We start from the raw sequence: 13,064 nt of genomic DNA, 5'->3' as shown, positions 1-13,064 counted from the left end.
GTGGGGATCAAGAAGCGGCACTGGGGGGCGCCGGCGCTGGTCCTGTTGCTGGCGACCGGCTGTACGAGCGGCGGCTCGGACACCTCGCCGCAGCCGACCGCCACGCCCTCCGGCTCCGTGGCCGCGGCCCAGGTGTGCGCCCACCCCGGGGAAGGTCCGGCCGCCGCGCCCGCGGGCGCGGTGACGGTCGACCCCGCGGTGGTCGGCGACCTGACGGCGAAGACCAAGAGCAGCCCCCCGCACACCACGTTCTGGCTCCAGCCGGGGACGCACAAGCTCGAAGCGGACCGGTACGCCCAGGTCGTCCCGAAGGAGGGGGACACCTACCTCGGAGCACCGGGCGCGGTGCTCGACGGCGTGAAGACCAACCAGTACGCGTTCGGCGGCGACGCCGCGGGCGTCACGATCCGCTACCTGACCGTGCAGGGCTTCAACGCGCCGCAGAACGAGGGCGTGGTCAACCACGACTCGGCCGACGGGTGGGTCATCGAGCACGCGACGATCCGCGACAACTCCGGCGCCGGACTGATGGCCGGAGCCCACCAGCAGGTCCGCGCCAACTGCCTCCAGAACAACGGGCAGTACGGCATGAACGCGTACAAGTCCGGTGCCCCCGTCGGCGGCCTGGTGGTCGAGGGCAACGAGATCACGGGCAACGACACCGACCAGTGGGAGCAGCGCCAGCCGGGCTGCGGCTGCACCGGGGGCGTCAAGTTCTGGGCCGTCAACGGCGCCGACGTGCGCGGCAACTGGGTGCACGACAACCGCGGCCCCGGGCTGTGGGCGGACACCAACAACAACGACTTCCGCATCGAGGACAACGTCCTGGAGGCCAACGACGGTGCCGCGCTGATCTACGAGACCAGCTACAACGCCGTCATCCGCAACAACACGATCCGGCGCAACGACGTCGTCGAGGGCCGCCGCTCCGCCGACCGCGGCGACGATTTCCCGTACGCGACCGTCTACCTCTCGGAGTCCGGCGGCGAACCGCGGATCCCCGCCCGCACCGACAGGATCGAGATCTACGGGAACGTCCTGGAGGACAACTGGTCCGGGATCACCCTGTGGGAGAACGCCGACCGCTTCTGCAACAGCCCGGCCAACACCTCCTCCGGCGACTGCACGCTCCTGGCGAAGAACACCGCCCGCTGCGCCCAGCCGGCGATCGCCACCGCGCCGCTCCACGACGACTGCCGGTGGAAGACCCAGCGGGTCGACATCCACGGCAACCGCTTCGTGCTGCACCCGTCCGCCGTCGGCTGCACGGTCAAGTGCGGCCGCATGGCGGTGCTGGCCAACTACGGCACCTACCCGGACTGGTCGCCGTACAAGGGGCAGTCGGTCGCCGAGGCGATCACCGGTGGCCAGCAGAACCGCTGGCACGACAACGCCTACCTCGGACCGTGGAGCTTCGTCGCCCACGACCCGAGCCGCACGCTCGACTTCGGGCAGTGGCAGGGTGAGCCCTACCAGCAGGACACGGGCAGCACCTACCAACCCCAGGCCGGTGGTTGAGGTGACCCGGGACCTCACGCACGCCGGGCCGCAGGGCGGCCCGGCGACGCCCAGGGCCGTCGGCGCGGTCTGGGCGCTGCTGATCCTCAACACGCTCGGCTCCGCCGGCGCGCAGACCGTCATCCCGCTGCCGCGCTCCCTCATCCAGATGGTCACCATGGGCTCGCTGGTGTCCGCGTTCGCGCTGGCGCTCGTCCTCGACCTCCGGCTGCGGATCCGGCCCAGCGCCTACCTGTTCCTGCTGACCGTGCTGCTGGTGCTGAGCGTGATCTCCAGCGCGCACCTGGAGTCCGGCTTCGGCGCGCTGTTCCGCTGCTTCCGGCTGGCGCTCTTCGTCGGCACGCTGTGGCTGCTCAGCCGGTGGTGGGACGGCGGCGAGACGTTCGTCCGCCACCACATCCGGGCGTACTCCGCGGTGCTCGCCTCGGTGGCCGCCGGCCTGGTCGTCTCACCGGGCGCGGCGATGCCCGAGCTCTACGGCGGACGGCTGGTCGGCGCGCTGTGGCCGCTGACCCCGCCGCAGATCGGCCAGTACGCGGCGGTGATCATCGGGCTCACCGTGCTGCTCCTCCTGGGCGGGCGGACCACCAGGGGCAGCGCGGCGGCCGTCATCGTGCCCTCCTTCGTCCTGCTCGCGCTGACCCACACCCGGACGGCCACACTCGGCCTGATCCTCGGGCTGGCCCTGGCGATCGGCTCGCTCGTCCTGACCAGCGCCGCCGCCCGCCGGTTCTTCACCCGGGCGGTGCTGTGCGCCGCCGTGGCCGCCGTGGCGCTCGGCTCCCTGCTCCAGGCGTGGTTCCTGCGCGGTCAGAGCCAGGAGAACTTCTCCAGCCTCACCGGCCGGGCCAAGGTCTGGGACGCCCTGCTCGCGGCGCCCCGGACGACGACGGAGCAACTGTTCGGCGCCGGACTGGGCGACAAGTCCTTCGGCGGGCTGCCGATCGACAACAGCTGGCTGGCCGTCTACAACGAACAGGGCCTGGCGGGCGTCGCGATCGTGGCGGCGATCATCATCGTGCTGGGCGGCGTCGCGCTGCTGCGCCCGCCCTCGCTGGCGCGGGCCTGCGCGATCTTCCTGATCGGCTACTGCGCGATCGCCTCCTACACCGAGGCCGGGTTGGGCGACGCCTCGCCGTACCTGCTCCACCTGACCGTGGCCGCCGGGCTGCTGGCCGCACCCGCCCCGGTTGAACTCCCAAGACCCGTACTGCACCGAGCCCAGAGATCGGAGGTGACCTGATGCACGTCCTCGTGGTGCACAACCGCTACTCCTCGGCGCAGCCGAGCGGGGAGAACAAGGTCGTCGACCAGGAGGTGGGGCTGCTGCGCGGGGCCGGCCACCGGGTCGAGCTGTTCGAGCGGCGCAGTGACGACATCGGGGCCCGGTCCCTGCCGGGCAAGGTCGCGGTGCCGCTGCTGGTGCCGTGGAACCCGGCGGTCCGCGCGGAGCTCGCCGCCCGGCTGCGCCGCGAGCGGCCGGACGTGGTGCACGTCCACAACGTCTTCCCGCTGCTGTCGCCCGCGGTGCTGGCCGCCTGCGCCGACGCCGGCGTGCCGGCCGTCGCGACGCTGCACAACTACACCCAGGTGTGCCCGCCGGGCACGCTGCAGCGGGACGGGCGGCCGTGCACCGAGTGCGTCGGGGGGTCGCCGCTGCCCGCCGTCCGGCACGGGTGCTACCGCGGCTCCCGGCTGGCGACGGTGCCGCTGGCGGTGAGCCTGGCGGTCAACCGGCGGCGGTGGTGGTCCGGCGTGGAGCAGTTCTTCTGCATCTCGGCGGCGCAGCGCGACGTCCTGGTGCGGGCCGGCCTGCCGTCCGGACGGCTGGCGGTGAAGCACAACTTCGTGCCCGAGCCGGGCGTTCGGCGCACGGGCGCCGGTGAGCACGTGCTCTACCTCGGCCGGCTCGCGGAGGCCAAGGGTGTGCGGCTGCTCATGGCCGCGTGGGACGCGATCGCCGCCGACGGCGGCGTGGGCGTGCCGCTGGTGATCGCCGGCGCGGGGCCGCTGGAGCCGGAGGTGGCGGCGTGGGCGGCGGGCCGGGAGGACGTGCGGTTCGCCGGCCTGTACGACACGGCGGAGTGCCGGGAGGCCGTCGCGCGGTCGGTGGCCGTGGTGGCGCCCTCGACGTGGCTGGAGGCGTTCGGCCTGGTGGTCGTGGAGGCGATGGCGGCCGGGGTCCCGGTCGTCGCCGCGGGGCACGGCGCCTTCGTCGAACTCGTGGAGGACGGCGTGACCGGGCTGCTGCACGAGCCCGGCGACGCGGCCTCGCTCGCGACCGGCCTGCGCCGGATCACGGCCGAGCCGGCGCGCAACCGGGAGATGGGACTGGCGGCCCGGCGCCGTTACGAGCAGGGGTTCAGCCCGGCCGTCGGGCTGGAGCGCCTGGTGGAGGGGTACCGCACCGCGATCGCGGGTCGGTCCGGCGGCGCCGAGGGCGCGCCGCCGCAGGGAACGGACAACGCAGGCCCGCGACGGGGATCCCGCGCGGGCAGGAGTGGGGGCAATAGATGACATGCCGACTGTGCGGATCGGGGGCGCTGACGAGCGTCGTCGACCTGGGGGCGACACCGCCGTGCGAGAGCTTCCTCGCCGCGGACGAACTGGACCGGCCGGAACCGACGTACCCGCTGCATCTGCGGGTCTGCACCGAGTGCTGGCTCGCGCAGATTCCGCCGCTGATCACGCCGGAGGAAACGTTCACGCAGTACGCGTACTTCTCCTCCTACTCGACCTCCTGGGTGGAGCACGCGCGGACGTTCGTCGACGGCGCCGCCCAGCGCGTGGGCCTCGGCCCCGACGCCTTCGTGGTCGAGGTCGCGAGCAACGACGGCTACCTGCTCCGGCACGTGGTGGAGCGGGGGATCCGCTGCCTCGGCATCGAACCCTCGGTCAACGTCGGCGCCGCGGCGCGCGACGCGGGCGTGCCCACGCTCACCGCGTTCCTCGACCAGGCCACCGGCACGGCCGTCCGCGCCGAACACGGCCCGGCGGACCTGGTCGTGGCGAACAACGTGTACGCGCACATCCCCGACGTGGTCGGCTTCACCAAGGGTCTGCGCGCCCTGGTCGCCGACGACGGCTGGGTCTCCATCGAGGTGCAGCACCTGCTGACCCTGATCGAGGAGAACCAGTACGACACGATCTACCACGAGCACTTCCAGTACTACACGGTCGCGTCCGCGACCCGGGCGCTCGCGAGCGGCGGACTCGCGCTCGTGGACGTCGAGCTGCTGCCCACCCACGGCGGCTCGATCCGGCTGTGGGCCCGGCCGGTGGAGGCGGCCGGCGAGCCGACGCGGCGGGTCGCCGAGGCGCTGGACCGGGAGAAGGCCGCCGGGCTCCAGGAACTGTCCGGCTACACCGAGTTCTCCGCCCGGGTGGCCAAGGTGCGCCGGGACCTCCTGCGCTTCCTCGTCGACGCGGCCGAGCGCGGCGAGACGGTCGTCGGCTACGGCGCCCCGGGCAAGGGCAACACCCTGCTCAACCACTGCGGCGTCCGGCCCGACCTGCTCCCGTACACGGTCGACCGCAACCCCTACAAGCACGGCAGGTTCACCCCGGGCACCCGCATCCCGATCCTGGCGCCCGAGCGGATCGCGGCCGACCGGCCCGACTACGTCCTCGTCCTCCCGTGGAACCTGCGCGACGAGCTGGTCGAGCAACTGTCCTTCGTCCACGAGTGGGGCGGCCGGCTGGTCTTCCCCATCCCGGAACTCAGCATCGTCGAGGTGAAGCGGTGAAGGTCGTCCTGTTCTGCGGAGGTTACGGGCTGCGCATGCGCAGCGGAGCGTCCGACGACGTGCCCAAGCCGATGGCGATGGTCGGTCCGCGGCCGCTGATCTGGCACGTCATGCGCTACTACGCCTACTTCGGGCACACGGAGTTCATCCTGTGCCTCGGGTACGGGGCCCACCACATCAAGAACTTCTTCCTCAACTACGAAGAGACCACGTCCAACGACTTCGTGCTGCGCAACGGGAAGACCGAGCTGCTGTCCACCGACATATCGTCCTGGACGATCACCTTCGCGCAGACCGGCATCGAGTCGCCGATCGGCGAGCGGCTGCGCCGGGTGCGCCACCACCTGGACGGCGACGAGATGTTCCTCGCCAACTACGCCGACGTGCTCACCGACGCCCCGCTGCCCGAGATGATCGAGCGGTTCTCCCGGCGCGACGCCGGCGCGTCGATGATGGTGGTGCCGCCGCAGTCCTCCTTCCACTGCGTGGACCTGGGCGAGGACGGCCTGGTGGGGGGCATCACCGCGGTGAGCGACATGCCGCTGTGGGAGAACGGCGGCTACTTCGTGCTCCGCCAGGAGGTCTTCGACCACATCCCGGAGAACGGCGACCTGGTCGCCGACGGCTGCGCCCGACTCGCCAAGCAGGGGCGGCTGGTGGCGCACCAGCACCGCGGCTTCTGGAAGCCGACCGACACGGTGAAGGAGCGGGCCGCGCTCGACCTCGCCTACGCCCGGGGCGACCGCCCGTGGGCCGTGTGGGAACGGGACGGCGCGAACACCGTGGGAGCCAAGGCGTGATCCGGCTCGGCGCGGGGCGCCTGGACCGGATCGTCGCCGTGGGGGCGCACTGCGACGACATCGCCATCGGCGCCGGCGGCACGCTGCTGACGATGTGCCTCGCGCGGCCGGGCATCCAGGTGGACGCGCTGGTCCTCTCCGGCGGCGGCAGCGAGCGCGAGCAGGAGGAACAGGCCGCGCTCGCCGCCTTCTGCCCGGGCGCCGACCTGCGCCTGACCGTCCTCAAGCTGCCGGACGGCCGGCTGCCCGCGCACTGGGACGAGGCCAAGGCCGCCGTCGAGGAACTGCGCGGGCGGACCGAGCCCGACCTCATCCTCGCCCCGCGCACCGACGACGCCCACCAGGACCACCGCGGCCTGGCACAACTGCTGACCACCGCGTTCCGCGACCACCTCGTGCTCGGCTACGAGATCGTCAAGTGGGACGGCGACCTCGGCCGGCCCACCGCCTACCAGCCGCTCACCCCGGAGACCGCGGAACAGAAGGTGCGGCTGCTGCAGGAGCACTACCCTTCGCAACGGCACCGCCCCTGGTACGACCGCGAGGCCTTCCTCGGGCTCGCGCGGATCCGCGGCATCGAATGCCACGCGCGCTACGCCGAGGCCTTCGCCACCACCAAACTCACGCTCGACCTCGGCACTCTCAACCTGGGGGGTTGAACCCATGCGCGTACTGCTGACCGGACACCAGGGCTACCTGGGCACCGTGATGGCCCCGGTCCTCGCCGCCGCCGGGCACGAGGTCGTCGGCCTCGACGCCGGCCTGTTCGCCGACTGCGTCCTCGGCCCGAAGCCCGCCGACCCGCCGGGAACGCGGGTCGACCTGCGCGACGTCACCGCCGACCACGTCGCCGGCGTGGACGCCGTGATCCACCTGGCCGCGCTGTCCAACGACCCGCTGGGCTCGCTCGCGCCGGACCTCACCTACGACATCAACCACCACGCCTCCGTCCGGCTGGCGAAGCTGGCCCGCGACGCCGGAGTACGCCGCTTCCTGTACGCCTCCACCTGTTCCGTCTACGGCGCCGCCGGCGGCGACGAGCTGGTGTCCGAGGACGCCCCGCTGCGCCCGGTGACGCCGTACGCGGAGTCCAAGGTGCGGGTGGAGGACGACCTGCACGCCCTGGCCGACGGCGACTTCAGCCCGGTGTACATGCGCAACGCCACCGCCTTCGGCTACTCGCCCCGGCTGCGCGCCGACATCGTGCTGAACAACCTGGTGGGCCACGCGCTCCTGTCCGGCGAGGTGCTGGTGCTCTCCGACGGCACGCCCTGGCGCCCGCTGGTCCACGCCGCCGACATCGCCCGCGCCTTCGCGGCCGCGCTGACCGCGCCGCGCGAAGCGGTGCACGACCGGGCGTTCAACATCGGCAGCGAGGTGAACAACGTCACCGTCGCCGAGATCGCGGAGCAGGTCGCCGAGGCGGTGACCGGCGCGCAGGTGGTGATCACCGGCGAGAACGGCGCCGACCCGCGGTCGTACCGGGTGGACTTCTCGCGGTTCCGCACTGCGCTGCCCGGCTTCGACTGCGAGTGGACGGTGAAGCAGGGCGCGCTCGAACTCGCCGACGCCTACCGCACGTTCGGGCTCACCCGGGAGGACTTCGAGCGACGCTTCACCCGGCTGGCCGTGCTGCGCGAGGCGTCCTCCGCCGGGGCCGTCGACGAGACCCTGCGGTGGCGCCGGTGACCGGGCTCGGCGAGGAGATGCACGCACTGGTGGAGCGGCTGTACCCGCTCTGCCGGAGCATCACCGGCGACGGCGTGCGTGCCACCCTGGACATCGTCGGCGAGTACGTTCCGCTCCAGGTGCACGAGGTCCCGACCGGGACGCAGGTGCTCGACTGGACGGTGCCGCAGGAGTGGAACATCCGGGACGCCTACGTCGCCGACGCCGCGGGCAACCGGGTCGTCGACTTCACCGCGTCCAGCCTGCACGTGCTCGGCTACAGCGTGCCGGTGGCGGCGACCATGCCGTTGTCCGAACTGCGCGGACACCTGCACACCCTGCCGGACCACCCGGCCTGGGTGCCGTACCGCACCAGCTACTACGCGCCGGACTGGGGCTTCTGCCTGTCCCAGGAGACCCTGGACGGGCTGCCGGACGGCGACTACGAGGTGCGCATCGACTCCACCCTCGCGGACGGCCACCTCACCTACGCCGAGCACGTCGTCCCCGGGCAGGTCGCCGACGAGGTGATCGTCTCCTGCCACGTCTGCCACCCCGCGCTGGCCAACGACAACATGGCGGGCGTCGCGGTGGCGACCTATCTGGCACGGGAGTTGGCGGAGCGGAGCCCGTACTACACCTACCGCTTCATCTACGCGCCCGGCACGATCGGGGCGATCACCTGGCTGGCCCGCAACGCGGAGCGGATCGAGCGGGTCAAGCACGGGCTGGTGCTGGCCTGCGCGGGCGACCGGGGACGGCTGACGTACAAGCAGAGCCGGCGCGGCGACGCGGAGATCGACCGGGTGCTGCGGCACGTGCTGCGCACCTCCGAACGGCCGCACGACGTCGTCGAGTTCACCCCGTACGGCTACGACGAGCGGCAGTACTGCTCGCCCGGGTTCGACCTCGGCGTCGGCTCGCTGAGCCGGACCCCGTACGCCGGCTACCCCGAGTACCACACCTCGGCGGACAACCCGGACTTCGTCTCCCCGGAGGCGCTGGCGGACACGCTCGCCGTCTGCCGCGAGGCCTTCGCCGTGCTCGACCGCAACCGGCGCTACGTCAACCTCAGCCCGTACGGCGAACCGCAGTTGGGGCGGCGCGGACTGTACGAGTCCCTCGGCGGGCGCAGCGACGCCAAGCAGGCCCAGATGGCGATGCTGTGGGTGCTCAGCCTCTCCGACGGCGAGCACGGCCTGCTGGACGTCGCCGAGCGCTCCGGGCTGCCCTTCGACGCGGTCGCCGCCGCGGCCGACGCCCTGTGCGGCGCCGGTCTGATCAAGGCGTGACGCGGATGACCACCGAGGGGGTGAGGACGACGACCCCGGCCGGCCCGGCCGGGGAACCGGGGCGGACCGGGCAGGCGGCCGAGCAGGCCCGGCCCGCCAGGCGGGGCGTGCTCGGCCGGGTGTCCTGGGGGCTGGCCGACCAGGCGGTCACCAGCATGATCAACTTCGCGGTGGGCATCTACGTCGCCCGGGAGCTGGGGGTGCACGCGTTCGGCGTGTTCAGCCTGGCCTGGCTGACCTACGGCGTGGTGCTCAACGTCTCCCGCGGGCTGGCCACCGACCCGCTGATGGTGCGGTTCAGCGGCGTGCCGGAGGCGACCTGGCGCGCCGGTGCGGCCCGATCGTCCGGCGCCGCGCTCGCCGTCGGCGCCACCCTCGGCGCCGTCTGCCTGCTGGTCGGGCTCGGCCTCGGCGGCGACGTGGGGCCCGCGTTCGCGAGCCTCGGCGCCGCCCTGCCGGCGCTCCTGCTCCAGGATGCCCGGCGGTTCGCGTTCTTCGCGGCCGGCACCGGGCGGAAGGCCTTCGCCAACGACCTGGTGCAGGGCATCGCACTCGTCCCGGCCATGGTCGTGGCGGCCCGGGTGGGCACCGTGCCCGCCTTCCTGCTGGCCTGGGGCGCCGCCGCCGCGGCCGCCGCCGGATACGGCTTCCTCCAGTCCGGCGTCCGGCCCCGGGTGACCGAAGCCCGCGGCTGGCTGCGCGAGCAGCGCGACCTCGGCAGCCGCTACCTGGTCGAGAACGTCAGCCTCAGCGGCGCCGGCCAGCTGCGGGCGTACGGGCTCGGCGCGATCGTCGGGGTCGGCGCGGTCGGTGCCGTCCGGGGCGCCGAACTCCTCCAGGGACCGTTCCTCGCCCTGCTGATGGGGCTCTCCCTGGTCACCGTGGCGGAGGCGGCCCGGGTCCTGCGGCGGACGCCCGAGCGGCTCGGCCGGTTCTGCTTCCTGCTGGGCGGAGGGCAGGCCGGCGCCGCGCTGCTGTGGGGCTCGGCCCTGCTGCTGATGCCCGACCGGGCCGGACAGTTCGTCCTCGGCGACGTCTGGCACTCCGCCTCCCGGCTCATCCTGCCGGCCACCCTCGGCGTCGCGGGCGCCGGCCTCGGCAGCGGCGCGGCCGCCGGGCTGCGCGCCCTCGCCGCGGCCCGGCGCAGCCTGCGCTGCCAGCTGTTCGCCTCCGCCTGCTACCTCGGCGGCGGGCTCGGCGGCGCCGCCGCGGCCGGCACGGTCGGCTCCGCCTGGGGCGTCGCCGGCGCGACCGCCTGCGGCGCCGCCGTCTGGTGGCTCCAACTGCGCGCCGCCCTGCGCGAGCACCACCGCACCCCGATCCCCGAAGTGAGGACCCCTTGACCGCCGTTCCCCGGCTGAGCATCGGCCTGCCCGTCTACAACGGCGAGGAGTACCTCGCCGAGTCGCTCGACGCCCTCCTCGGACAGACCTACGAGGACTTCGAGCTCGTCATCTCCGACAACGCGTCGACCGACGGCACCCAGGACATCTGCCGCACGTACGCCGCGAAGGACCCCCGGATCCGCTACCTGCGCCTGCCCCGGAACATCGGCGCCGCGCCGAACCACAACCACGTCTTCACCGAGTGCCGCGGCGAACTCTTCAAGTGGGCCTCGCACGACGACCTGTACGCCCGGGACCTCCTGCTGCGCTGCGTGGAGGCGCTGGACGAACGGCCGGACGTCATCCTCGCCCACTCCGGCCAGGCCGTCATCGACGGCGACGGCCAGGTGAAGGTGCCCTACGAGTACGGGCTCGCCACCGACTCGCCGCACGCGCCCGAGCGCTTCCGCAGCCTGCTGTTCGAGCCCGGCGGCGACGACTTCTACGGGGTGATGCGGGCCGACGTGCTGCGCCGGGTGAAGCCGCACGACAGCTACCACCACGCGGACCGCACGTTCGTCGCCGAGATCACCCTGCACGGGCGCTTCCACCAGGTGCCGGAGCTGCTGTACTTCCGCCGCGACCACCCCACCCGCGCGGAACGGGCGAACCCCTCCAAGCGCTCCCGGTGCGTCAACCTGGACCCGCGCCGCGCCGGGCCGCTGCACCCGACGCCCCGGCTGCTCGCCGAGTACGTCTGGGGCTTCGCCTCGGCCGTCCGGCGGGCGCCGCTGTCGGCCGCCGACCGGCGCGCCTGCTACGGCCACCTGGCCGCCTGGATGACCAGCCGGGTCCGGCCCGGCGCCGGCGAGCGGGTCGAGGACCGCGCTCCGGCCGACCCGGCGCTGCTCACGGTCTCCGTCGACGCCCTCGTGGCCGGACGCGAGGGGCGGCGGGCATGACCCCCGTGCGGGTCGGGGTCTTCGGCCTGCTCGGCTCCGGCAACCTCGGCAACGACGGGTCGCTCGAAGCCGTGCTCGGCCACCTGCGCACCGAGCACCCGGAGGCCGCCGTCGACGCGCTGTGCGGCGGGCCCGAGGCCGTCACGGCCCGCTACCGGATCCCCGCGACGCGGCTGCACTGGTACCGCGGGGAGTACCGGACCGCCTCCCGGGCGGGCGCGGTCGCGGCGAAGGGCCTCGGCAAACTCGTCGACGCCGTCCGCACCGCCGCGTGGGTGCGCCGGCACGACGTGGTGATCGTGCCGGGCATGGGCGTCCTGGAGGCCACGCTGCCGCTGCGGCCGTGGGGCTTCCCGTACGCGCTGTTCCTGCTCTGCGCGTCCGGCCGGCTCTTCGGCACCCGGGTGGCGCTGGTCGGCGTCGGCGCCGCGCCCATCGCCGACCGGCCCACCCGGGCGCTGGTGCGCTGGTCGGCGCGCCTCGCCGCGTACCGGTCGTACCGGGACGAGCTGTCCCGCGACGCGATGCGGGCGATGGGCGTGGACACCGCGCGGGACGCGGTCCACCCGGACCTCGCCTTCGCCCTGCCGACGCCGGCCGCCCCCTCGTCCGGTGTGCCCGGCGTGGTCTGCGTCGGCGTCATGGACTTCCACGGCGGCAACGACGACCGGGCCAGGGCCGAGGAGATCCACCGGCGCTACCTCGACGGGACGACCCGCTTCGTCCGCACCCTGGTCGAGGAGGGCAGGCCGGTCCGGCTGCTCACCGGCGACGACGTCGACGCGACGGTGGTCGCCGCGATCCTCGAAGCCGTCGACTCGCCGCTGGTCACCGCCGCCCGGACGGCCTCGCTGGCCGACCTGATGGAGGAGGCGGCGGCCGCCGAGGCCGTGGTGGCGACCAGGTACCACAACCTCGTCTGCGCCCTGAAGGCCGGCACGCCGACGCTCGCCCTGAGCTACGCGGCCAAGAGCGACGCGCTCATGGAGCAGATGGGGCTCGGCACGTACCGCCACCCGGCGCGCGAGGTCGACGCCGACCGGCTGACCGAGCAGTTCCGGGAGCTGGAGAAGCGCTCGGCGGAGCTGCGCCAGATCCTCGCCGAGCGGAACCTGGCCGTGGCCCGGCGCCTCGACGACCAGTTCGGCGAGCTGACCAGGGTCCTCTTCCCGAGGACCGACCACGTTGTGAGGGAGGCGCCGTGAAGGCGACCCAAGTCCCGGCGGTCGCCGGCGCGTACCTGTTCGAGCCGACGCCGTACGCCGACGAACGCGGCTTCTTCTGCCGCACCTTCGACGCCGACGTGATCCGTTCGGTGGGCCTCGACCCGGACGCCTTCGTCCAGCACAGCGTCTCCCGCTCGGTCGGCGGCGTCCTGCGCGGGCTGCACCTGCGCTCCGGCGCCGGCGAGGCCAAGCTGGTGCGCTGCTCGTACGGGCGGGTCTTCGACGTCGTCGTGGACCTGCGGCCGGACTCGCCGACCTACCGGAACCAGGCCCACTTCGAGCTGTCCGGCGAGACGCAGGCGAGCGTCTACATCCCGGCGGGGTGCGCGCACGGCTTCCAGGCGCTGACGGAGACCACCGACGTCTCGTACCTGATCGACCGCCCGCACGACCCGGCCGAGGACGTGACGATCGCCTTCGACGATCCGGAGCTCGCCATCCCCTGGCCGCTGCCGCCCACGTCGATGTCCAAGCGGGACCGGGAGGCGCCGAGCCTCGCCGAGGTCCTGCGCCGGAACGAGAGCTGA

Annotated in this window: 12 protein-coding genes; all 12 read left to right on the top strand. The window is 73.4% G+C overall.

Translation table 11 applies throughout. The annotated features are described in order from the left end of the window. From ACFXDE_RS11095 to ACFXDE_RS11040, 12 genes are read left to right on the top strand one after another with little or no spacing between them, the layout of a single operon-like run. Complete coding sequence (locus ACFXDE_RS11095; protein WP_380493035.1) at window positions 1-1,518, top strand: right-handed parallel beta-helix repeat-containing protein; 1,518 nt, start codon at window positions 1-3, stop codon at window positions 1,516-1,518. Continuing rightward, window positions 1,511-2,761, top strand: coding sequence for an O-antigen ligase domain-containing protein (locus tag ACFXDE_RS11090; protein WP_380493033.1), 1,251 nt, complete (start codon window positions 1,511-1,513; stop codon window positions 2,759-2,761). The genes ACFXDE_RS11095 and ACFXDE_RS11090 overlap by 8 nt, the downstream gene beginning before the upstream one ends. After that, window positions 2,761-4,035 (top strand): glycosyltransferase, encoded by a 1,275-nt coding sequence (locus ACFXDE_RS11085; RefSeq protein WP_380493031.1) that lies wholly within the window; start codon window positions 2,761-2,763, stop codon window positions 4,033-4,035. The genes ACFXDE_RS11090 and ACFXDE_RS11085 overlap by 1 nt, the downstream gene beginning before the upstream one ends. Beyond that, a complete protein-coding gene (locus ACFXDE_RS11080) occupies window positions 4,032-5,264 on the top strand; it encodes a methyltransferase domain-containing protein (RefSeq protein WP_380493029.1) in 1,233 nt (410 codons plus the stop codon). The genes ACFXDE_RS11085 and ACFXDE_RS11080 overlap by 4 nt, the downstream gene beginning before the upstream one ends. Beyond that, window positions 5,261-6,064 carry a glucose-1-phosphate cytidylyltransferase gene (locus tag ACFXDE_RS11075; protein WP_380493027.1) on the top strand — a complete coding sequence of 268 codons (804 nt, stop codon included), beginning with the start codon at window positions 5,261-5,263 and terminating at the stop codon, window positions 6,062-6,064. The genes ACFXDE_RS11080 and ACFXDE_RS11075 overlap by 4 nt, the downstream gene beginning before the upstream one ends. Further along, a complete protein-coding gene (locus ACFXDE_RS11070; RefSeq protein WP_380493025.1) occupies window positions 6,061-6,723 on the top strand; it encodes a PIG-L deacetylase family protein in 663 nt (220 codons plus the stop codon). Before ACFXDE_RS11075 ends, ACFXDE_RS11070 begins: the two co-directional genes overlap by 4 nt. A 4-nt stretch (window positions 6,724-6,727) precedes the next feature. Continuing rightward, window positions 6,728-7,753 (top strand): NAD-dependent epimerase/dehydratase family protein, encoded by a 1,026-nt coding sequence (locus ACFXDE_RS11065; protein ID WP_380493023.1) that lies wholly within the window; start codon window positions 6,728-6,730, stop codon window positions 7,751-7,753. Then, window positions 7,741-9,024 (top strand): DUF4910 domain-containing protein, encoded by a 1,284-nt coding sequence (locus tag ACFXDE_RS11060; RefSeq protein WP_380493021.1) that lies wholly within the window; start codon window positions 7,741-7,743, stop codon window positions 9,022-9,024. The genes ACFXDE_RS11065 and ACFXDE_RS11060 overlap by 13 nt, the downstream gene beginning before the upstream one ends. 5 nt (window positions 9,025-9,029) lie before the next feature. Further along, window positions 9,030-10,367 carry a hypothetical protein gene (locus ACFXDE_RS11055; protein ID WP_380493019.1) on the top strand — a complete coding sequence of 446 codons (1,338 nt, stop codon included), beginning with the start codon at window positions 9,030-9,032 and terminating at the stop codon, window positions 10,365-10,367. Further along, complete coding sequence (locus ACFXDE_RS11050; RefSeq protein ID WP_380493017.1) at window positions 10,364-11,311, top strand: glycosyltransferase family 2 protein; 948 nt, start codon at window positions 10,364-10,366, stop codon at window positions 11,309-11,311. The genes ACFXDE_RS11055 and ACFXDE_RS11050 overlap by 4 nt, the downstream gene beginning before the upstream one ends. Next, window positions 11,308-12,516 (top strand): polysaccharide pyruvyl transferase family protein, encoded by a 1,209-nt coding sequence (locus ACFXDE_RS11045; protein WP_380493015.1) that lies wholly within the window; start codon window positions 11,308-11,310, stop codon window positions 12,514-12,516. Before ACFXDE_RS11050 ends, ACFXDE_RS11045 begins: the two co-directional genes overlap by 4 nt. After that, entirely contained in the window at window positions 12,513-13,064 is a 552-nt protein-coding gene (locus ACFXDE_RS11040; RefSeq protein WP_380493013.1) for a dTDP-4-dehydrorhamnose 3,5-epimerase family protein, read from the top strand. Before ACFXDE_RS11045 ends, ACFXDE_RS11040 begins: the two co-directional genes overlap by 4 nt.

It is taken from the genome of Kitasatospora sp. NPDC059408 (assembly GCF_042751525.1).
Classification (GTDB): Bacteria; Actinomycetota; Actinomycetes; order Streptomycetales; family Streptomycetaceae; genus Kitasatospora.
Note: the sequence above shows the minus strand (reverse complement) of the source record. Positions and strands in the feature narration are given on the sequence as shown.